The 22,360-nt window shown below is 68.6% G+C and carries 20 protein-coding genes and 2 pseudogenes; 18 read left to right on the top strand and 4 right to left on the bottom strand.

Annotated features, from left to right (window positions below):
- Positions 1-77: 77 nt before the first annotated feature.
- Positions 78-989 (bottom strand): alpha/beta hydrolase family protein, encoded by a 912-nt coding sequence (locus tag ON40_RS19535; RefSeq protein ID WP_040824986.1) that lies wholly within the window; start codon positions 987-989, stop codon positions 78-80.
- A gap of 135 nt (positions 990-1,124) precedes the next feature.
- On the opposite strand from ON40_RS19535, the gene ON40_RS19530 reads away from it, so the two are divergent.
- A complete protein-coding gene (locus tag ON40_RS19530; protein WP_040825008.1) occupies positions 1,125-1,715 on the top strand; it encodes a TetR/AcrR family transcriptional regulator in 591 nt (196 codons plus the stop codon).
- Positions 1,716-1,733: 18 nt separating this feature from the next.
- On the opposite strand, the gene ON40_RS19525 is transcribed toward ON40_RS19530, so the two are convergent.
- On the bottom strand, positions 1,734-2,612 hold the full coding sequence (locus ON40_RS19525; RefSeq protein WP_040824985.1) for an alpha/beta fold hydrolase: 879 nt from the start codon (positions 2,610-2,612) through the stop codon (positions 1,734-1,736).
- Positions 2,613-3,034: 422 nt separating this feature from the next.
- Here ON40_RS19525 and pyrR point away from each other — a divergent pair, with 422 nt between their 5' ends.
- From pyrR to ON40_RS56505, 16 genes and pseudogenes are all read left to right on the top strand, one after another.
- Positions 3,035-3,670 carry a bifunctional pyr operon transcriptional regulator/uracil phosphoribosyltransferase PyrR gene (gene pyrR / locus ON40_RS19520; protein ID WP_040824984.1) on the top strand — a complete coding sequence of 212 codons (636 nt, stop codon included), beginning with the start codon at positions 3,035-3,037 and terminating at the stop codon, positions 3,668-3,670.
- Positions 3,671-3,704: 34 nt separating this feature from the next.
- Complete coding sequence (locus tag ON40_RS19515; protein ID WP_040824983.1) at positions 3,705-4,667, top strand: aspartate carbamoyltransferase catalytic subunit; 963 nt, start codon at positions 3,705-3,707, stop codon at positions 4,665-4,667.
- A gap of 100 nt (positions 4,668-4,767) precedes the next feature.
- Entirely contained in the window at positions 4,768-6,084 is a 1,317-nt protein-coding gene (locus ON40_RS19510) for a dihydroorotase (RefSeq protein ID WP_040824982.1), read from the top strand.
- Entirely contained in the window at positions 6,084-6,593 is a 510-nt protein-coding gene (locus ON40_RS19505) for a PH-like domain-containing protein (protein ID WP_040824981.1), read from the top strand. The genes ON40_RS19510 and ON40_RS19505 overlap by 1 nt, the downstream gene beginning before the upstream one ends.
- A 14-nt stretch (positions 6,594-6,607) precedes the next feature.
- Entirely contained in the window at positions 6,608-7,723 is a 1,116-nt protein-coding gene (carA, locus tag ON40_RS19500) for a glutamine-hydrolyzing carbamoyl-phosphate synthase small subunit (RefSeq protein WP_085997751.1), read from the top strand.
- Positions 7,723-11,055: pseudogene (carB, locus tag ON40_RS19495) on the top strand (carbamoyl-phosphate synthase large subunit); the annotation flags it as partial. The gene carA and the pseudogene carB, both read left to right, overlap by 1 nt.
- Before the next feature lie 106 nt (positions 11,056-11,161).
- A complete protein-coding gene (locus ON40_RS19490; protein ID WP_157186348.1) occupies positions 11,162-11,473 on the top strand; it encodes a hypothetical protein in 312 nt (103 codons plus the stop codon).
- Positions 11,470-12,294: an orotidine-5'-phosphate decarboxylase gene (gene pyrF / locus ON40_RS19485; RefSeq protein ID WP_040824978.1), complete on the top strand. Its 825-nt coding sequence runs from the start codon at positions 11,470-11,472 to the stop codon at positions 12,292-12,294. Before ON40_RS19490 ends, pyrF begins: the two co-directional genes overlap by 4 nt.
- A gap of 623 nt (positions 12,295-12,917) precedes the next feature.
- A complete protein-coding gene (gene mihF / locus ON40_RS19480; RefSeq protein WP_040824977.1) occupies positions 12,918-13,238 on the top strand; it encodes an integration host factor, actinobacterial type in 321 nt (106 codons plus the stop codon).
- 7 nt (positions 13,239-13,245) lie between these two features.
- Entirely contained in the window at positions 13,246-13,827 is a 582-nt protein-coding gene (gmk, locus tag ON40_RS19475; RefSeq protein ID WP_040824976.1) for a guanylate kinase, read from the top strand.
- 69 nt (positions 13,828-13,896) lie between these two features.
- The gene (gene rpoZ, locus ON40_RS19470) at positions 13,897-14,172 is read left to right on the top strand and encodes a DNA-directed RNA polymerase subunit omega (protein WP_025350704.1); all 276 of its coding nucleotides are present in this window, start codon (positions 13,897-13,899) and stop codon (positions 14,170-14,172) included.
- Between the two features lie 49 nt (positions 14,173-14,221).
- Positions 14,222-15,439: a bifunctional phosphopantothenoylcysteine decarboxylase/phosphopantothenate--cysteine ligase CoaBC gene (gene coaBC / locus ON40_RS19465; protein WP_040824975.1), complete on the top strand. Its 1,218-nt coding sequence runs from the start codon at positions 14,222-14,224 to the stop codon at positions 15,437-15,439.
- 200 nt (positions 15,440-15,639) lie between these two features.
- Complete coding sequence (gene metK, locus ON40_RS19460) at positions 15,640-16,854, top strand: methionine adenosyltransferase (protein ID WP_040824974.1); 1,215 nt, start codon at positions 15,640-15,642, stop codon at positions 16,852-16,854.
- 262 nt (positions 16,855-17,116) lie between these two features.
- A pseudogene (locus ON40_RS56515) lies at positions 17,117-17,425 on the top strand (primosomal protein N' family DNA-binding protein); the annotation flags it as partial.
- 385 nt (positions 17,426-17,810) lie between these two features.
- A complete protein-coding gene (locus ON40_RS56510) occupies positions 17,811-17,951 on the top strand; it encodes a hypothetical protein (protein ID WP_157186347.1) in 141 nt (46 codons plus the stop codon).
- Positions 17,952-18,073: 122 nt separating this feature from the next.
- On the top strand, positions 18,074-19,777 hold the full coding sequence (locus ON40_RS56505) for a primosomal protein N' (protein WP_040824972.1): 1,704 nt from the start codon (positions 18,074-18,076) through the stop codon (positions 19,775-19,777).
- 269 nt (positions 19,778-20,046) lie between these two features.
- On the opposite strand, the gene ON40_RS19445 is transcribed toward ON40_RS56505, so the two are convergent.
- Positions 20,047-20,892, bottom strand: coding sequence for an NAD(P)H-binding protein (locus ON40_RS19445; protein WP_040825006.1), 846 nt, complete (start codon positions 20,890-20,892; stop codon positions 20,047-20,049).
- 74 nt (positions 20,893-20,966) lie between these two features.
- Here ON40_RS19445 and ON40_RS19440 point away from each other — a divergent pair, with 74 nt between their 5' ends.
- Positions 20,967-21,545 carry a TetR/AcrR family transcriptional regulator gene (locus ON40_RS19440; protein ID WP_040824971.1) on the top strand — a complete coding sequence of 193 codons (579 nt, stop codon included), beginning with the start codon at positions 20,967-20,969 and terminating at the stop codon, positions 21,543-21,545.
- A 30-nt stretch (positions 21,546-21,575) separates the two neighbouring features.
- On the opposite strand, the gene ON40_RS19435 is transcribed toward ON40_RS19440, so the two are convergent.
- Positions 21,576-22,298 carry a TetR/AcrR family transcriptional regulator gene (locus ON40_RS19435; protein WP_245567894.1) on the bottom strand — a complete coding sequence of 241 codons (723 nt, stop codon included), beginning with the start codon at positions 22,296-22,298 and terminating at the stop codon, positions 21,576-21,578.
- Positions 22,299-22,360: the final 62 nt, after the last annotated feature.

The raw sequence follows: 22,360 nt of genomic DNA, 5'->3' as shown, positions 1-22,360 counted from the left end.
GACGATGTCGCTGCGCGACAGGTGATCACGGTCGTCCGCGACAGGTATTCGCGCGAATGCACCGGCCCGGGTTGTGCTTACTTCGAATCGATCCGGCCCAGTGGCTCGGAGGCCGACGCCGAGGCGGCCCGAACGGCGGGCCAGGCAGTGTCGTCGAGCCCCAACGTAGTGCGCAGATATGCGAGCGTGGCGAGTTGTACCAGTGCGACGCGCTCCGGATTTTCGTCGGTGGTCCGAGTGTCGTGAGCGCCCTGGATGCCGCCGAGTCCGTGTTCCGCGCCGAAGAGCGTCAGCAGATCGGTGGCGCCCGGTGCGAGGCGGTAGCCGTCGGTGAACCAGTCCGGACCGCGCACGGTCAGCGGGGACCGGTCGTTATCTCCGGCGACGATCAGGCTCGGCGTCTTCATGTCGTCGAAATCGGGACTCATGAACGGGAAGTATTCGGCGGCCATCGGCGACAGGTCCGCACCGCCGGTGCCGGGCAGACTGAGCAGTACCGCCGCGCCGACTCGCGAGTCGGCCATACTCTCGCCGGGCGTGCCGTCGTCGAGAATTCGCGCACCCGCCACCGTGCTCGCGGTCTGTGCGCCCCACGAGTGTCCGGCGACCGCGATGCGCTCACGGTCGATGCGCCCGCTCAGTCCGGGCACCCCTGCTTCGACTGCATCGAGCTGGTCCAGGATGCCGGTCAGGTCGTTGGTTCGGATTCGCCAGATGAGCGGGGTGCGCGGGTCGTCGGGCGCGAGGCCGAGAGAGTCGAGATGGGTGGGCTGGACGACGACGAAACCGTGGGCGGCCCAGAATCGGGCCAGCGGTGCGTAATCGTCCATATCCAGAGTCATGCCGTGCGAGAAGACGACGATCGGCAGGTCGTGACCGGTTGTCGGCGCGCTGACTCGCACCGACAGCTCCCGGCCGCGATTGGGGGCCGCGAGCGTGATGGGTGTGACCGAGACGACGGCGGCCGGGCGTGCGGCGATGTCATGCATGGGAGTGGGTCCTCACTCGTGGATCGGAGATGGCGATGCCGGAAATGGTGATCTGGCAAAATGAATTCCGGAGCAACGCTCCGATTAGAAATATACGGAGCGCCGCTCCGCTTGGCAACCTGGGAGGTGTCCGCCATGTCATCGGCCGATGAAGAAGCCGGGGCCGGCCGGCGCAAGCGGTCCGACGCGCGCCGGAACGCGCAGACCGTTCTGGATGCCGCCGCGGCCGTCTTCGCGCGCGCGGGGGTCGACGCTCCGGTGCGGGACATCGCCGCGGAAGCGGGCGTCGGCATGGGGACCGTCTATCGGCATTTCCCCACCCGCCCGGACCTGGTGGTCGCGGTCTTCCGCCATCAGGTCGACGGGCTCGCCGCCGAGACCGTCACCTCGGATGCTCCGGAAGTGGCCTTGCGCTCCTGGGTGGCGCGGTTCACGGACTTCCTGGTGACCAAACACGGCCTGGCCGAGGCGCTGCATTCCGACCAGGCCGGGTTCGAGAGCCTGCACGCCGAATTCGTCGATCGGCTCGTGCCGGTGCTCGGCGATCTGCTGCGGGCCGGTGTCGACGCCGGTCGGTTCCGCGCGGACGTACGCCCCCTGGACCTGATGATCGCCATCGGCAACCTGTGCATCGGAGCCGGAACCTTTCCCGACTACCGTGCCCGCCACATGGTCGACGTACTCCTCGCGGGTCTTTCGGTACAGCCCGACCGAAAAAGGGAGTGAGATCGAGGTTCGCGGGGCTCAGCTCTGCTGTTCGCCGAGGTGCGCGCGCACGAAATCGACCACGGCATCGGAGAATTCGTCGTTGACGTCGCTCGCCGCGGTGTGCGCGGCGGCGCTGATCTCCACGTATTCCAGCTGCGGGACCAGGGTGCGGAAATCCGCGACGCCCTGTTCGCTGACCACGTCGGACAGGCGACCGCGAACCAGCAGAACCGGAATGTCGAGCTGGCGGGCGGCTTCCTCCAGGGCGACGGTGTGCGCCTCGATGTCCTCGACCTTGCCCGACATCATCGCCGGATCCCAGTGCCAGTACCAGCGGCCGTCCTCGCGCAGTCGCAGGTTGCGGCGCAGGCCGTCGCTGCTGCGAGGACGGGTGCGGTGCGGCAGATATTCCGCGACGGCGTCGGCGGCCTCGTCCAGGGTGGCGAAACCGTCCTGATGTCCGCCGAGGAAGTTCAGCACCCGTTCCACGCCCTCGTGTTCCGGGCGCGGCACGACGTCGACCATGACCAGTCCGGCGATCCGCTCACTGCCGGGACGGTCGGTGGCCAGCAGCGCGGTCAGCCCGCCCATGCTCGCGCCGACGACGATCGCGGGGCGGTCCAGTTCGGCGAGGATGCCGAGCAGGTCGGCGGTCATCGATTCGCGCGAGTAGTCGCCGTCGGGCGCCCAGTCGCTCTCGCCGTGTCCGCGCGCGTCCAGCAGCAGCGCCTGCAAACCGACCTTGGCCAGCGCGGCCCCGGAATCCTTCCAGGAGTGCCGGGTCTGACCGCCGCCGTGCAGGAATACCGCCAGCGGCCCGTTGTCGGGTCCCCAACTCTCCCCGGCCAGGGTGATCCCACCCTGGCCACGGAAGCTCACACGGCGCGGCTCGCTGAATTCGGCATCGTTGCTCACCCATCGAGCATCGCACACTCCGATATACGGCGTATGAAGATGGGTACTGCATGCGGCATTGCCGATCTTGCACCGATCCCACGGTTCGCGAGATCGCGCTGCGCCGGGAACCGGGATCGCACGTGTGAGGTTGCTCCCACCGCGAGGCGTGGACGTCCGTGTCGAACGCTGCACCCGCCGATGTGATAACCGCACATTTGCCTGAAAACGCCGACCGGCCACGTGAGCATCGAGGTGAAGACGCTGGTCGGAGCGTTGCGGAATATCGAGCCGGTGGGGCGTGTCGCAGCATCGAACCGGCAGTGCGAGGTATCGATTGCCCACGGGGTGCGGTGCGGGTGTGAACCCGCCGAACTGCTAAGCTCGGCACCCGAAAGACATCCTTTAACGGACCGTCCCGTGAGGCGGGGAAGGAGGTCGGCATGGCTGTGCCCGAAGACGGGTCAGTCAGGTCGAACGCTGCCGAGTATTCGCAGCGGCACGATCCCGAATGGGTTCGGGCCGGGCGTGAGTTGCTGTCCGCCCAGGATGTCGGCCGGACCATCGCCCGAATGGCCCATCAGATCATCGAGAAGACCGCGCTGGATTCCACCGATCCGGAGTCCCCGCGCGTGGTGCTGATCGGAATCCCCACCCGCGGAGCCACTCTCGCCGAACGGCTCACCGAGCGCATCCACGAGTTCTCCGGTGTGCGCCCCCCGCTCGGCTCCCTGGACATCACCCTCTACCGCGACGATCTGCGCAACCGCCCGCACCGCCCGCTCGAACGGACCTCGGTCCCCGAGGGAGGCATCGACGACGCGCTCGTGGTGCTGGTCGACGACGTGCTGTTCTCCGGTCGCAGCGTGCGATCGGCCCTGGACGGCCTGCGCGATCTGGGCCGCCCCCGCGCGGTGCAGCTGGCGGTGCTGATCGACCGCGGCCATCGCGAACTACCCATCCGCGCGGACTACGTGGGCAAGAACGTGCCCACCTCGCGCAGTGAGGACATCTCGGTGCTGCTGACCGAATACGACGGCCGGGACGGCGTCTACCTGCATCAGGAGGTTCAGGCGTGAGGACGTCCGCCGACGAGGCGCGAGGAGGGCGCGCGTGAGGCATCTGCTGTCGGTGACCGATCTGGATCGCGACGCGGCCACCGAACTCCTGGACGACGCACAGCGTTTCGAGCAGGCCCTGCTCGGGCGTGAGGTGCGCAAACTACCGACGTTGCGCGGACGCACCGTGATGACGGTCTTCTTCGAGAATTCCACCCGCACCCGGGTGTCGTTCGAGGTGGCGGGGAAGTGGATGAGCGCCGACGTGATCAACGTCAGCGCGTCGAGTTCCTCGGTCTCCAAGGGTGAATCGCTGCGCGATACCGCGCTGACCCTGCACGCCGCGGGCGCCGATGCGCTGATCGTGCGGCATCCGGCCTCGGGCGCGGCGCATCAGATCGCCCGCTGGTTCGGTGAGATGGACAGTGGCGCAGGCGGATTCGCCGGACCCGGCCCGGCGGTGATCAATGCCGGGGACGGGATGCACGAGCATCCGACCCAGGCGCTGCTGGACGCGCTGACGCTGCGGCAGCGCCTGGGCTCGCTGGACGGTAAGCGGGTGGTGATCGTCGGCGACATCCTGCACAGCCGCGTCGCCCGCTCGAACGCCCTGCTGCTGAGCATCCTGGGCGCGGAGGTGGTGCTGGTCGCGCCGCGCACGCTGCTGCCGGTGGGCGTGGAGCAGTGGCCGGTGCGCATCGCGCATTCGCTCGACGCCGAACTTCCCGGCGCGGACGCGGTGATGATGCTGCGGGTGCAGGCCGAACGGATGAACGGCGGTTTCTTCCCCTCGGCGCGTGAGTACTCGGTGCGGTACGGGCTGAACGAGCGGCGCATGGCGCTGCTGGACGACGACGCGGTGGTGCTGCATCCGGGTCCGATGCTGCGCGGTATGGAGATCGCGCCGCAGGTGGCGGATTCGCCGAAAGCCGCTGTGCTGCAACAGGTCACCAACGGTGTGCACATGCGCATGGCGGTGCTGTTCCGCCTGCTGGTCGGGGCGGGGGAGCCCGCGTGAGCAGCCGGACGGCCGAACAGCGCGGCGAGCGCGGACACCGCGAACGCACGACGACCCGGGATGACCGGTCGTCCGTGCGAGGCGAAGGGATAGGAGCCCGATGAACGACGTCCTGATCCGGAATGTGCGCCTCTACGGCGACGGCGACGCGGTCGACGTGCGGCTCGGCGAGGGCGAGATCCGGGAGATCGGCCCCGCGCTCGATGCCGGTGATGCCGAGGTCGTGGACGGCTCGGGCAAATACCTGCTGCCCGGCTTCGTGGATCTGCACACGCATCTGCGCGAACCGGGCCGCGAGGACACCGAGACCATCGAATCCGGTTCCGCCGCAGCGGCTCTGGGCGGCTACACCGCGGTCTTCGCGATGGCCAACACGACTCCGGTCGCGGACTCGGTCGTGGTCACCGACCACGTGTGGCGGCGCGGCCGGGAGATCGGACTGGTGGACGTCTACCCGGTCGGCGCGGTCACCGTCGGCCTGGCCGGTGCGCAGCTCGCCGAGATGGGCACCATGGCCGCCGGTGAGGCGCGGGTGCGGATGTTCTCCGACGACGGACACTGCGTCCACGACCCGCTGATCATGCGGCGGGCCCTGGAATACGCGCGCTCACTCGGCGTACTGATCGCCCAGCACGCCGAGGAACCGCGGCTGACCGCGGGCGCGGTCGCACACGAGGGCCCCAATGCCGCCCGGCTCGGCCTGGCCGGCTGGCCGCGCGCGGCGGAGGAGTCGATCGTGGCCCGCGACGCGCTGCTGGCCCGCGACGCCGGCGCGCGCGTGCACATCTGCCACGCGTCCACCGCCGGAACCGTCGAACTGGTGAAATGGGCCAAGGGGCAGGGGATTTCGATCACCGCCGAGGTCACCCCGCATCATCTGCTGCTGGACGATTCGCGGCTGGAGACCTACGACGCGGTCAACAAGGTGAATCCGCCGCTGCGCGAAGCCTCCGATGCGCAGGCTCTGCGCCGCGCCCTCGCCGACGGCGTGATCGACTGTGTGGCAACCGATCACGCGCCGCATGCCGAACAGGACAAGTGCTGCGAATTCGCCGCCGCCCGCCCCGGCATGCTGGGACTGGAGACCGCGCTGTCGGTCATCGTGCAGACCATGGTCGCGCCCGGCCTGCTGGACTGGCGCGGGGTGGCCCGGGTGATGAGCGAGAATCCGGCGCGGATCGCGGGCCTGGACGATCAGGGTCGGCCGCTCGCGGTCGGCGAGCCGGCGAATCTGGTGCTGATCGACCCGGATACGACCTGGACGGTGCACGCGAGCGAACTCGCGAGCATCTCCGAGAACACGCCCTTCGACTCGATGACCCTGCCCGCGCGGGTGAGCGCCACCTTCCTGCGTGGCCGGGTCACCGCGCGCGAGGGCAAACCCGAACCGCGCGACGAGACCACGGGAGCGTCCTGATGGAGCGGACACTGCAGGTCGCCCTGCTACTCGTACTGTTCTGCCTGTGCCTGTGGCTGATGTACCGGGCGTGGCAGAAGAAGGCCCGGCGGCAGGCCGAGGCGGTCGGCGAGCTGCCGCCGGTGCCTGCCGAACTGGGCGCGCAGGTGCTGGAACCGACGACGGGTCTGTACACCGGTACGACCCTCGCGCCCAGCTGGCAGAACCGGATCGCGGTGGGCGATCTGGGTTTCCGGGCCGCGGCGGAGCTGACCCGCTTCGAACGCGGCATCCTGCTCGAGCGCGACGGCGCCGAGGTGCTGTGGATTCCGCAGGAGTCCATCACCGCGGTGCGCACCGAACGCGGTCATGCGGGCAAGGTGATGACACAAGATGGTGTGCTGGTAATTCGCTGGAAGCTGCCGACGGGAACCGAGGTGGACACCGGTTTCCGCGGCGACGACAAGACGGTGTATCCGGCGTGGGTTGCCGCGGCGACCAGCACGAAGACGGGAGAAGAGACGACGTGACCGGGCAGAGCGCGATGATGGTGCTCGAGGACGGGCGGGTTTTCCGCGGCTCGTCCTTCGGCGCCGAGGGACAGACCCTGGGTGAGGCGGTGTTCTGCACCGCGATGACGGGTTATCAGGAGACGCTGACCGATCCGAGTTACCACCGCCAGATCGTGGTGGCCACGGCCCCGCAGATCGGCAACACGGGCTGGAACGACGAGGACGACGAGTCCAAGCAGATCTGGGTGGCCGGATACGCGGTGCGCGATCCCGCGCGCCGGGCCTCGAACTGGCGCGCCACCACCACGCTGCAGGACGAACTGGTCCGGCAGGACGTGGTCGGCATCGCGGGGATCGACACCCGCGCGCTGGTGCGCCACCTGCGCACCCGCGGTTCGATGAAGGCCGGGATCTTCTCCGGCGAGGCCGCGGCGGCGTCGGTGGAGGAACTGCTGGCCCGTGTGAACGGTCAGCCCTCGATGCTGGGCGCGGATCTGGCCGAACAGGTCAGCACCGATCAGCTGTACACGATCGAACCCACCGGTGAGCGCCGATTCACCGTTGTCGCAGTCGATCTCGGCATCAAGACCAACACCCCGCGGATGTTCGCCGAGCGTGGCATGCGGGTGCACGTGGTGCCCTCGAACGTCACCCTCGACCAGATCAAGGAGCTGAAGCCGGACGGGGTGTTCCTATCCAACGGCCCCGGCGACCCGGCCACTCAGGACGACGCGGTCGCGCTGACCAAGGGCATTCTGGGCGAAGGGCTTCCGCTGTTCGGCATCTGCTTCGGCAACCAGATCCTCGGGCGCGCACTGGGTTTGAAGACCTACAAGATGAAGTTCGGCCACCGCGGCATCAACGTGCCGGTGGTGGACCATGCCACGGGGCAGATCTCGATCACCGCGCAGAATCACGGATTCGCGCTCGAAGGTGAGGCCGGGCAGCGTTTCGACACCCCGTTCGGCACCGCCGAGGTCAGCCACACCTGCGCCAACGACGGCACGGTGGAAGGTGTGCGGCTGGTCGGTCCAGCCGGAGAAGCAGGCCGCGCCTTCTCGGTGCAGTACCACCCCGAGGCCGCCGCCGGGCCGCACGATGCCGCATATCTCTTCGACCGTTTCGCCGGTCTGATGGAAGGAGCCTGATGCCTCGCCGCGAGGATCTACGCCACATCCTGGTGATCGGCTCGGGCCCGATCGTGATCGGCCAGGCCTGCGAATTCGACTACTCCGGCACACAGGCGTGCCGGGTGCTGCGGTCCGAGGGACTGCGGGTGTCGCTGGTCAACTCGAACCCGGCCACGATCATGACCGATCCGGAATTCGCCGACTCCACCTACGTCGAGCCGATCACCCCGGAATTCGTCGAGAAGGTCATCGACAAGGAACGCCCCGACGCGATCCTGGCGACCCTCGGCGGGCAGACCGCGCTCAATACCGCTGTGGCCCTGCACGAACGGGGTGTGCTGGCCAAGTACGGCGTGGAGATGATCGGCGCCGACTTCGACGCCATCCAGCGCGGTGAGGACCGGCAGAAGTTCAAGGACATCGTCGCGAAGGTCGGCGGCGAGAGCGCGCGCTCCAGGGTCTGCTACACCATGGACGAAGTCCGCGAAACCGTTGCCGAACTCGGCTTCCCGGTGGTCGTGCGGCCGTCGTTCACCATGGGCGGGCTCGGTTCGGGCATGGCCTACGACGACGACGATCTGGACCGCATCGCCGGTGGCGGCCTGGCCGCCTCGCCCACGGCCAACGTGCTGATCGAGGAATCCATCCTGGGCTGGAAGGAATTCGAGCTCGAGCTGATGCGCGACCGCCGCGACAACGTGGTGATCGTCTGCTCGATCGAGAACGTCGACCCGATGGGCGTGCACACCGGCGACTCGATGACCGTCGCCCCGGCCATGACCCTCACCGATCGCGAGTATCAGAAGATGCGCGATCTGGGCATCGCGATCCTGCGCGAGGTCGGCGTCGACACCGGCGGCTGCAACATCCAGTTCGCGGTGGACCCTGCCGACGGTCGCCTCATCGTGATCGAGATGAATCCGCGCGTTTCGCGCTCGTCCGCATTGGCTTCCAAGGCAACGGGTTTCCCGATCGCGAAGATCGCCGCGAAGCTGGCCATCGGCTACACCCTGGACGAGATCGTCAACGACATCACCAAGGAGACTCCGGCCTGTTTCGAGCCCACGCTCGACTACGTGGTCGTGAAGGCGCCGCGGTTCGCGTTCGAGAAGTTCCCGGGTGCGGACCCGACGCTGACCACGACCATGAAGTCGGTCGGCGAGGCGATGTCGTTGGGCCGCAACTTCTCCGAGGCGCTGGGCAAGGTGCTGCGCTCGCTGGAGACCAAGTCGGCGGGCTTCTGGACCCAGAGCGACGGCGAGTGGACCGACGTGCAGGCCGTCCTGGACGATCTGAAGGTCCCGACCGAGGGACGGATCTACCAGGTCGAGCGCGCGCTGCGGTTGGGCGCGAGCATCGAGGACGTCGCGGCGGCCTCGGGGGTGGACCCGTGGTTCGTGGCCGAGGTCGCGGGTCTGGTCGAGCTGCGGCAGGAGATCATCGACGCGCCGGTACTGGACGAGCCGCTGCTGCGCACCGCCAAGCACTACGGCCTGTCCGATCGCCAGATCGCCGCGCTGCGACCCGAACTCGCGGGTGAGGGCGGGGTGCGCGAGCTGCGTCATCGGCTGGACATCCGCCCGGTGTTCAAGACCGTGGACACCTGTGCCGCCGAATTCGAGGCCAAGACGCCGTACCACTACTCGGCCTACGAGCTGGATCCGGCGGCGGAGTCCGAGGTGGCTCCGCAGCGGGAGCGCGAGAAGGTCATCATCCTGGGGTCGGGCCCGAACCGCATCGGTCAGGGCATCGAATTCGACTACTCGTGTGTGCATGCGGCGCAGACGCTTTCGGCCGCCGGATTCGAGACCATCATGGTCAACTGCAATCCGGAGACCGTCTCGACCGACTACGACACCGCCGACCGCCTCTACTTCGAGCCGCTCACCTTCGAGGACGTGCTCGAGGTCTACCACGCGGAGTCCGGATCGGGCACCGTGGCCGGCGTGATCTGCCAGCTGGGCGGGCAGACCCCGCTGGGCCTGGCGCAGCGGCTGACCGATGCGGGCGTGCCCGTGGTCGGCACCTCGGCCAAGGCCATCGACCTGGCGGAGGATCGCGGTGAGTTCGGTGAGGTGCTGACGGCGGCCGGACTGCCCGCACCCAAGTACGGCACCGCCACCACCTTCGCGCAGGCGAAGAAGATCGCCGCCGCGATCGGCTACCCGGTGCTGGTGCGTCCGTCGTACGTGCTGGGCGGTCGCGGTATGGAGATCGTCTACGACGAGAAGTCGCTGGCGGACTACATCTCTCGCGCCACCGAGATCACCCCGGATCACCCGGTGCTGGTCGACCGGTTCCTGGAGGACGCCATCGAGATCGACGTCGACGCGCTGTGCGACGGCGAGGAGGTCTACCTCGGCGGCGTCATGGAACATATCGAGGAGGCCGGTATCCACTCCGGCGACTCGGCCTGCGCGCTGCCGCCGATCACGTTGGGGCGCAGCGATATCGAGGCGGTGCGCCGCTCGACCGCCGCACTCGCCAGGGGAATCGGCGTGCAGGGCCTGCTGAACGTGCAGTACGCGCTCAAGGACGACGTGCTGTACGTCCTCGAGGCCAATCCGCGCGCCAGCCGCACCGTGCCGTTCGTGTCCAAGGCCACCGCGGTGCCGCTGGCCAAGGCCGCGGCGCGAATCGCGCTGGGCGCCACCATCGCCGGACTGCGCAAGGAGGGTCTGCTGCCCGCGGAGGGCGACGGCGGGTACGCGCCGATCGAGGCTCCGGTCGCGGTCAAGGAGGCCGTGCTGCCGTTCCACCGGTTCCGCCGCCCGGACGGCACCGGTATCGACTCGCTGCTCTCGCCGGAGATGAAGTCCACCGGTGAAGTCATGGGCATCGACGCGGATTTCGGCACCGCCTTCGCCAAATCGCAGAGCGCGGCCTACGGTTCGCTGCCCACCGAGGGAACCGCGTTCGTCTCGATCGCGAACCGGGACAAGCGCGCCATGGTTTTCCCGGTCAAGCGCCTGCACGACTTGGGATTCCGCATCCTGGCCACCGATGGGACCGCGGAGATGTTGCGGCGCAACGGAATTCCGTGCGAGCGCGTGCGCAAGCAGTCCGATCCGGCGTTCGTCGGTGAGGTCGGTGGAAGCTCCGGGGAAATCGCCGGGCCCTCGATCGTCGACCAGATCAAGGACGGCGAAATCGATATAGTGTTCAACACCCCGTACGGTAATTCCGGACCTCGAGTCGACGGCTACGAGATCCGCACCGCCGCCGTGGGCGCGAATATCCCGTGTATCACGACGGTGCAGGGTGCGGCCGCTGCCGTGCAGGGTATCGAGGCGACAATCAATGGTGGGATCGGTGTGCGATCCCTCCAGGAGCTGCACGCCGTCCTGCGGGCCGGTGCCAGCGACCGACCGGCAGGCGGTAGCGAGCGTGATCATCAGGCGCCCGGTGACGCCGCCATCGAGAACAGCTGAGAGAGGAACGAAAACGGTGGGAGCCATGGGTTTTGGTGCGGGACCCCGGCCGGGGATGCCGCGTCGGCGGCGAACCGGTCTCGGCGAGGTACGGGTGCCGGGTGGTGATATCCGGGTGATGCGCAAGGTCGGCGGGTACAGCACCGTCGGCTTCCGCGCCAACCCGCCGATCGATCGCACCCGGGCCCCGGAGCCCGCGGAGCAGTCGGAGTTCGAGCGTGAGCTCGAGGCCATCGACCGCGAGCTGGCCGCCGCGAAACGTGATCTGGCCGTCAAGGGGGCGCTGGCCGAGCCGCGTGAGCCCGCTGCGGCCGGTTCGGCGGCGGAGTCACGGTGAAGCCGTTCGGTGTCCGGCTGCGCGATGCGATGGGCCGGCACGGTCCGGTGTGCGTCGGCATCGACCCGCATCCGCAACTGCTGCGCGCCTGGGAGCTCGCCGAGGACGTCGAGGGGCTGAAGCGATTCGCCGATGCCTGCGTGGACGCCTTCGCCGGTCGGGTCGCGCTGGTGAAGCCGCAGGTGGCGTTCTTCGAGAGTTACGGCTCGGGCGGCATCGTCGTGTTGGAGGACACCATCGCGGCCTTGCGCGAGGCGGGCACGCTGGTACTCGCCGACGCGAAACGCGGCGATATCGGCTCGACCATGGCCGCGTATGCGCAGGCCTGGCTGGCGGACGGACCGCTGGCCAGCGACGCGCTGACCGTCTCGCCGTATCTCGGTTTCGGCTCGCTGGCGCCCGCGCTGGAGCTGGCCGCGGCGAACGGCCGCGGGCTGTTCGTGCTGGCGGCGACGTCCAATCCCGAAGGCGCGCAGGTGCAGCGCGCCTCAGCTGCCGAGGGGCGCAGCATCGCGCAGACCATGGTCGACGAGGCCGCCGCGCGTAATGCGGGCGCGGAATTCGGCTCGGTCGGCGTCGTCATCGGCGCCACCCTGGCCGAGGCTCCCGATCCGAGCCGCCTCAACGGCCCGATCCTGATGCCCGGCGTCGGCGCGCAGGGCGGGGGAGCGGATTCGATTCGCGCCCTGGTGCCCGCGCAGAGCCTGGGGGCCGTGGTGCCCAACGTCTCGCGGGAGGTGCTGGGCGAGGGACCGTCGGTGGCGGCCCTGCGAACGAGGGTGACCCAGCTCGCCGACGAATTCGCCTTCCTGCAGAACTGAGTTCGGCCGCGGCGGTGAACGCTGCGGTGACCTCGACGATCGGACCGGTGGCCCCGCACGGCGGGGCGACCGGTCCGTTTTCTGTGAAAGCCGCACTGAGCCATTGGATGCGGGTGTCGGGCCAGGAATCGCGACAATGCGCTTTACGCCGTCAGAGTGGCGCTGGGGCGGCGGTGCGGGGCCGTTGCGTGGCAATCCGGTGCCGCCGCTCGTCCGCGCGGGCGTGATGTGCCGAGCGTGTGCTCGCCGGATGGCTCGCCGCGGTGGTTGTCGAAGGCGACACGCTGCGTAAAAATGTACGACACGCGGATAAATTCCAGAAAATTCCTGGTCGGGCGATAACGGCGCGGTTACGAGTTGTCCGGCCGGTTCATCCGGTACCGCGAGTACCCCGTATCTGGTGAAGAAGCTGCTGGTCAGACGGCTTTTCATGATTTTTCCGCGGGTCGTCGCCAGATCGCCCGAAATCCTGGCCGCACCTCGCTCGAACGCCCCTGCAAGCGCCCGAATCACCCGCTGACCTGGGGGGTGGGTTCGCAATCGGCAGGCCGCGTGGGTACGGTCGCTGAGACCGCCGGGTTACCGGGGGTAGATCATGCAATGAACGATGAGACGGAGGAACCGTGGCCCTTCCCCAGCTGACTGACGAGCAGCGCGCCGCTGCTTTGGAGAAGGCGGCTGCCGCTCGCCGCGCTCGGGCAGAGCTCAAGGAGCGCCTGAAGCGTGGCGGCACCGACCTGAAGACGGTCCTGAAGGATGCCGAGACCGATGAGGTTCTGGGCAAGATGAAGGTGTCCGCACTGTTGGAGGCCCTGCCGAAGGTTGGCAAGGTCAAGGCGGCGGAGATCATGACCGAACTCGAGATCGCGCCGACCCGCCGCCTGCGTGGCCTGGGCGACCGTCAGCGCAAGGCGCTGTTGGCGAAGTTCGACTTCGAAGCCTGATCCGAGGGTGGTCGAGCACACGAAGACGGGTCGGCTGGTAGTACTGGTCGGCCCCTCGGCCGTCGGGAAGTCCACCGTGGTGCGCTGCGTCCGCGAGCGGCTGCCGGAATTGGTGTTCAGTGTGTCGGCCACCACCCGGGCCCCGCGGCCCGGGGAGGTCGACGGCCGGGACTACCGGTTCGTGACCAGGGCCGAATTCGACACCATGATCGAAAAGGGGGAGATGCTCGAGTGGGCCGATATCCACGGCGGCCTGCAGCGGTCCGGGACACCGGCCGCACCGATTCGGGCGGCGCTGGCCGCCGGGAAATCGGTTCTCGTGGAAGTGGACCTCGCGGGTGCGCGCTCCATTCGCGCCGCGATACCCCAGGCGCTGCTGGTATTCCTGGCGCCGCCCAGCTGGGAGGAGCTGGTCGCCCGGCTGACCTCGCGTGGCACCGAATCGCCCGAGGTGATCGAACGCCGATTGCTGACCGCCAAGACCGAACTCGCCGCATGTGACGAGTTCGACACAGTGATCGTGAACGACGAGGTGACTGCCGCCTGTGAGCAGTTGGTATCGTTGTTCGTTAGCACAAATTCGCGATAGAGCCCGCCCGATGTCCGGGCGGCGGCTCTGTCCACCAGACCACTACACAGACCCGCAGGAGCCTCACCAGTGAGCGACACCAAGACCGTGCCCGCGTACGACACCCCGGTCGGCCTCACCAACCCGCCGATCGACGAACTGCTCGAGCGCACGTCGTCCAAGTATGCGCTGGTCATCTACGCGGCCAAGCGGGCGCGCCAGATCAACGACTACTACAACCAGCTCGGCGACGGGATCCTCGAGTACGTCGGTCCCCTGGTCGAGCCCGGCCTGCAGGAGAAGCCGCTCTCGGTGGCCATGCGGGAGATCCATTCCGACCTGCTCGAACACACCGAAGGCGAGTGAGTCAGCGCCGCGAGGCACAGTGACCCGACGCACCGAAGAGGCATGAGGTATGCGGATCGTTGTCGGCGTAGGCGGCGGGATCGCCGCCTACAAGGCCTGCTCGCTCGTTCGTAAATTCACCGAGACCGGACACGACGTCCGGGTGATTCCGACCGAGTCGGCGTTGCAGTTCATCGGCAAGGCCACCTTCGAGGCCCTGTCGGGCAATCCGGTGCACACCGGCGTCTTCGCCGATGTGCCCGAGGTTCCGCACGTGCGCCTCGGCCAGGAGGCCGATCTGGTCGTCATCGCCCCCGCGACGGCCGATCTGATGGCGCGCGCCGCGATGGGTCGCGCCGACGACCTGCTGACCGCGACGCTGCTGACCGCGCGATGTCCGATCCTGTTCGCCCCGGCCATGCACACCGAGATGTGGGAACACCCGGCCACGGTCGCCAATGTGCGCACGTTGCGTGCGCACGGGGCGATCGTCGCCGAACCGGCCTCGGGGCGGCTGACCGGCGCGGACACCGGTCCCGGGCGGCTGCCCGAGGCGGAGGAGATCTTCGCGCTGGCCTCGCTGCTGCTCGAACGCGACGACGCGATCCCGCGCGATCTCGAGGGTCGTCGCGTCGTGGTGTCGGCGGGCGGTACCCGTGAGCCGTTGGATCCGGTGCGTTTCCTAGGCAATCGCAGTTCGGGCAAGCAGGGTTTCGCCCTGGCGCGCCTGGCGGCGCAGCGTGGTGCACGGGTGACCCTGATCGCCGGAAATACGATCGGCCTGGACGCCCCGGCCGCGGTGGAGCTGGTGCACGTGACCACCGCCGAACAGCTGCGTGTCGCGGTCGACAAGCACGCCACCGGCGCGGATGCGGTGATCATGGCCGCCGCGGTGGCAGACTTCCGTCCGGTCAACGTCGCCGCCGCGAAAATCAAAAAAGGCGCCGGGGAACCCAATTCGATCGAGCTGACCAAAACCGAAGACATTCTGGCGGGTCTGGTGCAGGCTCGCCGGGACGGTCAGCTGACCGGGACCGCGATCGTCGGATTCGCCGCCGAGACCGGTGACGAACACGGCGACGTCCTCACCCACGCGCGCGCGAAACTCAAGCGCAAGGGGTGTGATCTGTTGGTAGTGAACGCGGTCGGCGAGGGCAAGGCCTTCGAGGTCGACCACAACGACGGCTGGCTGCTGGGTGCCGACGGCACCGAACAGGCCCTCGATCACGGATCGAAGGCATTGCTGGCCAGCCGGGTGCTGGATGCGCTCGGTCCGCTGCTGCGCTGAGCAGTCGGCGGATTCGGCCTATCCTGCAAGAAGGCACACGATGCTCCACGGCATCGGGTGCACGGTTTCACCGATCGCCAAAACGGGGCCCTGTGGAGGCGTTGTGGCTGGTGCGGGCGTCCTTGCGGCGCCATGCGAGACCCCACTGCGTCGGTGGTTTGGAATAGTGACGAGAAACCCGTTGAGGGAGAGGGAGAACTGTGGGCACGAGTGGCAGCCGCCTATTCACCAGTGAGTCCGTGACCGAGGGCCATCCGGACAAGATCTGTGACGCTATCAGCGATTCCGTTCTCGACGCCCTGCTCGCGCAGGATCCGCACAGCCGGGTGGCGGTCGAGACCTTGGTGACCACGGGTCAGGTGCACGTCGCCGGTGAGGTGACCACCGAGGCCTACGCGGACATCCCCACGATCGTGCGGGAGAAGGTCCTGGAGATCGGATACGACTCCTCGGCAAAGGGTTTCGACGGTGCGTCCTGCGGTGTGAACATCGCGATCGGCGCGCAGTCGCCCGATATCGCGCAGGGTGTCGACCATTCGCACGAGGCCCGCGTCGGCGGTTCCGACGACGAGATCGAGCGCCAGGGCGCCGGTGATCAGGGCCTGATGTTCGGGTACGCCACCAAGGAGACCCCCGAGCTGATGCCGCTGCCGATCGCGCTGGCGCACCGCCTGTCGCGGCGTCTTACCGAGGTGCGCAAGTCCGGTGTGCTGCCGTATCTGCGTCCGGACGGCAAGACCCAGGTGACCATCGAATACGAGGGTGCGCAGCCGGTGCGCCTGGACACGGTCGTGCTGTCCACCCAGCACGCCGCCGACATCGATCTGGACAACCTGCTGGCCCCCGACATCCGTGAGAAGGTCGTGCAGGCGGTGCTGGGCGAGCTGGAGCTGCCCAACCCGCTGGACACCTCCGATTTCCGGCTGCTGGTGAACCCGACGGGCAAGTTCGTGCTCGGCGGGCCGATGGGCGATGCGGGTCTGACCGGTCGCAAGATCATCGTCGACACCTACGGCGGTATGGCCCGGCACGGTGGTGGCGCGTTCTCCGGTAAGGACCCGTCGAAGGTGGACCGTTCGGCCGCGTACGCCATGCGCTGGGTCGCCAAGAACGTCGTCGCGGCCGATCTGGCCGAGCGGGTCGAGGTGCAGGTCGCCTACGCGATCGGCAAGGCTGCCCCGGTGGGTCTGTTCGTCGAGACCTTCGGCACCGAGAAGGTCGACCCGATCGCGATCTCCGCGGCCATCGGCGAGGTCTTCGACCTGCGTCCGGGCGCGATCATCCGCGATCTGGATCTGCTGCGCCCCATCTACGCACCGACCGCCGCGTACGGCCACTTCGGCCGCACCGACATCGATCTGCCCTGGGAGCACACCGATCGTGCCGACAAGCTCCGTGCCGCGGCAGGTCTGTAGGCCATTGGCACACTGCATCGGCTCCGCACGGCCGCACCGTGAAACGCGGTGCGGCCGTGCGGTGTGCGTGGGAGGCCGCGTCGGATCGCGCGTGAGTTCGGTGCGCGCGGCCACCGGACAGTAATTGGCCGAGGCCACGGTGCCCGCGGGAGCCGCCGGATCCGCCTCCGATGCGGCGGGTGCGGGGAAGCGGCGCGGGAAACGAGCGGGGGCGTCCGCGACCGAGGCGGCCGTCTCACACCCTGTCGCGCGGGTTCTGCCGATGTTGGAACCGGCCCATCTCGATCGTGACTTCGACTATCTCGTGCCGTCCGAGATGGACGAGCTCGCTCAGCCGGGTGTGCGTGTGCGCGTGCGTTTTTCGGGTCGTCTCATCGATGGTTTCCTGCTCGAGCGACTCGAACGTTCGGACCACACCGGCACTCTGATGCGCCTGGAACGCGTCGTGTCCGGGGAACGCGTACTCACCCCGGAGATCCTGCGGCTGATCACCGCCGTCGCCGCCCGGTACGCCGGGACCCGAGCCGACCTCCTGCGTCTGGCGATCCCACCGCGACACGCGCGAACCGAAATGGGGCCGGCACGTTCGAAGAAGGACCAGGTCGCACGGGAGCCGGATGCGGAAACCTCCGCTGAGACAACGGTCGCGGCGGATCCGGCCGTAGCACTCGACGCGCCGGACCTTTCCGAGCCTGCCGCTACGGATGATTCGTCGGCAGGCCGCGGCTCCGCACATCCTGATACGGGCGCACAACCTGAGGCTGACGGCACAACAACCGAGGTGACCTCGGATTCCCCTCGGCCCGTTGAGGTCTCGTCGCCGCACAAAGTTGCTGCGGAAGCCTGGCCCGAATCACCGAGACCAGCCGATACAGCGACGACCGCCACCTCGCCCCCGCCTGATCCGGCTGCTGGGGGCGGCGGAACCTTGCCTGCGCTCGATTCGGCTGCTGTGGGTGACCGAACTTCGGCTGCTCCTGATCTGGCTGCTGGGGGTGACCGAACCTCGTCTGCGTCTGATCTGGCTGCTGGAGGTGACCGAACCTCGCCTCCGCTCGATCCCGTCACCGGAAACGACCGAGCTGTCGATGATGTGACAGCTGGAGTCGATGAACAGTCGACGCCTGACCTCGAGCCGACCACCGACAGTCGGGTGTCCGAGCCCGAAGGGAAGGCTCTGAGTGGGCCGGAGGAATCCGTCGCGGATCGGTCTACGCCCGTGAATGGCGTTGCGGGAATTGCTGTTTCGGAACTTTCGGAGTGGTCCCGCTATCGGCATGGGACGTCGTTCCTCGGTGCGTTGGCAGCGGGGAAGGGACCTCGGGCGGCGTGGCAGGCGTTGCCGGGAGAGGACTGGGCGCGGCGGCTGGCGGAGTTGGCGGCCGTGGTGGCCGAGAGCGGACGCAGTGTCGTGGTGATGGTTCCGGATCAGCGGGACCTGGATCGGGTGCTGGCCGCCTGCACGGAACTGGTGGGGGAGGCCGCGGTGGGGCTGGCCGCGGGACTGGGGCCCTCGGCGCGGTATCGGCGGTGGCTGGCGGCGTTGCGGGGGACCGCGCGAATCGTGGTGGGAACGCGCAGTTCGGTATTCGCGCCGGTGCACGATCTGGGACTGATCGTGATCTGGGACGACGGCGATGACACCTATGCCGAACCGCGGTCGCCGTATCCGCACGCCCGCGAGGTCGCGATGCTGCGCGCGCACGAGACCGGCGCGGCCTTCCTCGCGGGCGGATTCGCGCGGACCGCGGAGATCCAGGCCGTCGTCGCGTCGGGGTGGGCACACGATCTGGTCGCGGATCGAGCCGTGGTGCGGCAGTACGCGCCGCGGATCAGCGCGCCCGGGGACAGTGACGTTGCGCTGGAACGGGATCCGGTCGCGCGGGCGGTCCGGATTCCCGCGGTGGCCTTCACCGCGGCGCGCAAGGCCCTTGCCGCCGGAGATCCGGTGCTGGTGCAGGTACCGCGGCGCGGCTACGTCCCCGCGCTGTCGTGCGCGCGGTGCCGCACGCCCGCACGATGCCGGCACTGCAACGGGCCGCTTGCGCTACCCGGTGAATCAGCCGCGGCTCGTCCCGTCGAGGACGCGGGCCGCCCGGGTTCGGCACGGGAGTTGGGGGTTGCGTTGTCGCGCAACCGATCCGAGGAGATCGCGCACAGTCCCCGGTGTCGCTGGTGCGGCCGGACCGATGCGGCCTTCCGCTGCGGCGCCTGTGGTGCACGGGCGTTGCGGGCGGTGGTCATCGGCGCCGCGCGCACGGCGGAGGAACTGGGGCGGGCTTTCCCGGGCGTGCCGATCCGGGGGTCCGGCGGTGCGACCGTGCTGGATTCGATCTCCGAAGGACCGCAGGTGGTCGTGTCCACCATCGGCGCGGAGCCGAGTGTGCCGGGCGGCTACGGTGTCGCGCTACTGCTGGACGGTTGGGCGCTGCTCGGGCGCGCCGACCTGCGTGCGGCCGAGGATGCGTTGCGGCGCTGGATGTCCGCCGCCGCGCTGGTCCGCTCGTCCGGTCAGGTGATCGTGATGGCGGAGCCGTCGCTGCCGACCGTGCAGGCGCTGGTTCGCTGGGATCCGGTGACGCACGCGGATTTCGAACTGGCGGCGCGGGCGGAGGTCCGTTTCCCGCCCGCGGTCCGCCTCGCCGCGCTCGACGGAACCACCGATTCCATCGCCGAATTGCTCGGTGAGACACAACTTCCCGCCGGTGTGGAAGTGCTGGGCCCGGTACCGCTCCCGCCCGGCGCCCGCACCCCGTTCTCCGCCGGTGACGCCCCGACCGAGATCGAGCGGATGATCCTGCGCGCCGACCGGGGCCAGGCGGCAGCCATGTCCCGTGCCCTGACCGCCGCCCTCGCCGTCCGCAGCACCCACCGTTCGGGTGATCCGCTGCGCGTACAGATCGATCCCATCGACATCGGCTGAGCCACAGCCGCGGACCCCGCTCCGCATTGCCCCCCCGAGGTGTGGTGCGGCAACGCGGAAGGTCGGTCGAGGATGTCCGCGGACGGCCGGCCCAGGGCGAAATAGGCTGAGCCACAGCTGACTCCGCCCCGCAGCGCCCCGACATGCGGTGCGGGACGGCGGGTGGTCAGCGGAAGACGTCCGCCGATGGGTGGTCCAGGGCCGAACGGGCTGAGCCGCAGTCGACTCTGCCCGCAGCACCCCGACATGCGGTGCGGGACGGTGAACGGTCAGCGGAAGACGTCCGCGTGACGAGCTGCCCAGGTGGCGAACGGGGTGGCAGTGCGGCCGAGAACCTTCTCGACGTCCGGACCGACCTGCTGTTCCTCAGGGGTGGGAGTCCCCAGGATGGACAGGGTGACCTCGGCGACGGGTTCGGGCATGTACTCGGTCATGGCCGAAAGCGCTTGGGCGCGAGTGAGTTCGTGGAAGGCGATCGACTCACCGAGTACCTCGGACAGCGCGCGGACCTGTTCGCGCGGGGTGATGAGTTCGGGGCCGGTGAGGGTGTAGGCACGTCCGGCGTGCTCGTCCGAACGCAGCGCGGTGGCTGCCACCTCGGCGATGTCGGACGGATCGACCTGGGGCAGTGCGATATCGCCGAACGGCCAGTACACCGCCCGCTGGGTGCGGACAGACTCGACCCAGGCGAAGGTGTTCGAGAAGAATCCGCCCGGCCGCAGCACCGTCCAGGTCAGATCCGAATCCTGCAGTGCGGCTTCGAAAGCGGTGATCCGCGGGGCCGCGGCGTTCCCGGGACGGGTGTGCGCCGACTGGGAACCCAGCAACACCACTTTCCCGATTCCGGCCCGCTCGAGCGCGCGCAGCACATCGACGGGCGGAGGTCCGGCGACGCCCTGTTCCCCGGACAGCAGCAAAAACAGTGCGTCGCCACCGGCGGCGGCCGCCGCGAGTGCGTCCGGATCGGACAGGTCGGCGCGCCGGTACTCGACGCCCTCCCGAGGGCGGCTCTGCTTCGCACCCCGGGAGATCGCCACCACCTTCTCGCCCTGCCCGGCCAGGGTCTGCACGAGTGCTTCGCCGACATTGCCGGTCGCTCCGGTCACCACGAACATCGTCATCTCCTTAGTTAGTTGGCTGACTAAAGCAGAATACGGCCCGTGACCCGGCGTTGTCTATAGTTAGTTGCATGACTGACTCGGACGAGCCGAAGCGGGTGGGCAAGCGTGAACGGCTCGCCGCGGCCGCCGCGCGGATCTTTCACGAGCAAGGCGTGGAGAAGACGACCATCGCCGATATCGCGCGAGCCGCGGATGTGCCGGTCGGGAACGTCTACTACTACTTCAAGACCAAGGATCAGCTCGTCCAGGCCGCCATCGGCGCGCATGCGGAGGGTCTGCGGAACGTGGTCGCGGAACTCGAGCGCAACGAGGTCCCGGCCGACCGCCTGAAGGAACTCGTCCGGGCGTGGGTCGGCGGGCGCGACCTCGCGGCCCGGTTCGGTTGTCCCTCGGGGACTCTGGCCGCCGAGCTGGACAAGCGCGACGACGGGCTCGATCGTGAGCTGGCCGTGGTCATGCGGGAGCTGATCGACTGGGTCCGTGCACAGTTCGCGGCGATGGGGCGGGAGGACGCCGCCGAGCTCGCGGTGGCGCTGGTCGCCGCCTATCAGGGAATTTCGCTGCTCACCAATACTTTTCGTGATCCGGAGCTGATGGTCGCGGAGGGGCGTCGGCTCGAGAACTGGATCGATTCGCTGGCAGCCTGAGCGGGATCCGCCGACCGGTCGGCCGCGGTCCTATTCGGTTCCCGCGCTGCCGGGGTCGAGGGTGAGCCCGAAGGTTTCGATGATCGTCCCCAGGGCGCGCTGCATCGAAACCTCCAATTCCGCTGTGTCGCTGCCCATTCCGGTCAACAGGTCGATGGTTGCCGGGCCGAGCACGGCGGTCAGGGCCTGGCCCTGGGTGCCGAGATGTCCGGTCAGCTCCAGCAGGACGACGCCGTGGATGAGTCCCCATAGCCGCGCGGCCACCTGCCGGGTCGGATCGGCGCGGATGCGCCCCGCGTCGATCATCCGCTGCACGACCGTGACGAGCTGCTGATACGTCGCGGTGTCGGTTCCCTCCCGCAGGGGTTCGGCGGTGAAGTCGTGCACCGAACCGGTGTGCAGTGAGGTCAGCCCGAACATCAGCCGGTAGCGCTGCGGGCTGGCCAGGGCGTACTGGCGGTAGGCCGCGCCCATCACCAGGAAATCGGCGGTCGGATCCTCGGTCGGCGCGACCGCCTCCAGAGCCGCGCCGAACTGGATGAACGCCTCCGCGACGATGGCCGAGACCAGTCCGGGCATGCCCTCGAAATGGGTGTAGACGGCCATCGTCGACGTACCCGCCTCCGCGGCGACCCGGCGCGCCTGCAGCGCCTCGGGGCCGACCTCCTCGAGCAGCCGGGTTCCCGCGTCGATCAGTTGTTCGCGCATATGTGCGCCGGTCCGCCGATTCGATTGGCGGGGATGAGAACTCACTGTTGCCACACCTCCATAACGGGGTTATTCTAGTCCATATAACGCTGTTATATGGGAGGAAC

Source organism: Nocardia jiangxiensis NBRC 101359, assembly GCF_000308615.1.
Taxonomy (GTDB): Bacteria; Actinomycetota; Actinomycetes; order Mycobacteriales; family Mycobacteriaceae; genus Nocardia; species Nocardia jiangxiensis.
The sequence above is the reverse complement of the archived record's forward strand: the minus strand, read 5'-3'. Positions and strand labels throughout refer to the sequence as shown.

Excerpts from the sequence above, each read along its gene's own strand:
- ON40_RS19535 (WP_040824986.1), bottom strand. The coding sequence starts at position 989 with ATGCATGACATCGCCGCACGCCCGGCCGCCGTCGTCTCGGTCACACCC.
- ON40_RS19530 (WP_040825008.1), top strand. The coding sequence starts at position 1,125 with ATGTCATCGGCCGATGAAGAAGCCGGGGCCGGCCGGCGCAAGCGGTCC.
- pyrR (WP_040824984.1), top strand. The coding sequence starts at position 3,035 with ATGGCTGTGCCCGAAGACGGGTCAGTCAGGTCGAACGCTGCCGAGTAT.
- ON40_RS19510 (WP_040824982.1), top strand. The coding sequence starts at position 4,768 with ATGAACGACGTCCTGATCCGGAATGTGCGCCTCTACGGCGACGGCGAC.
- ON40_RS19505 (WP_040824981.1), top strand. The coding sequence starts at position 6,084 with ATGGAGCGGACACTGCAGGTCGCCCTGCTACTCGTACTGTTCTGCCTG.
- carA (WP_085997751.1), top strand. The coding sequence starts at position 6,608 with ATGATGGTGCTCGAGGACGGGCGGGTTTTCCGCGGCTCGTCCTTCGGC.
- ON40_RS19490 (WP_157186348.1), top strand. The coding sequence starts at position 11,162 with ATGGGTTTTGGTGCGGGACCCCGGCCGGGGATGCCGCGTCGGCGGCGA.
- coaBC (WP_040824975.1), top strand. The coding sequence starts at position 14,222 with ATGCGGATCGTTGTCGGCGTAGGCGGCGGGATCGCCGCCTACAAGGCC.
- ON40_RS19445 (WP_040825006.1), bottom strand. The coding sequence starts at position 20,892 with ATGTTCGTGGTGACCGGAGCGACCGGCAATGTCGGCGAAGCACTCGTG.
- ON40_RS19440 (WP_040824971.1), top strand. The coding sequence starts at position 20,967 with ATGACTGACTCGGACGAGCCGAAGCGGGTGGGCAAGCGTGAACGGCTC.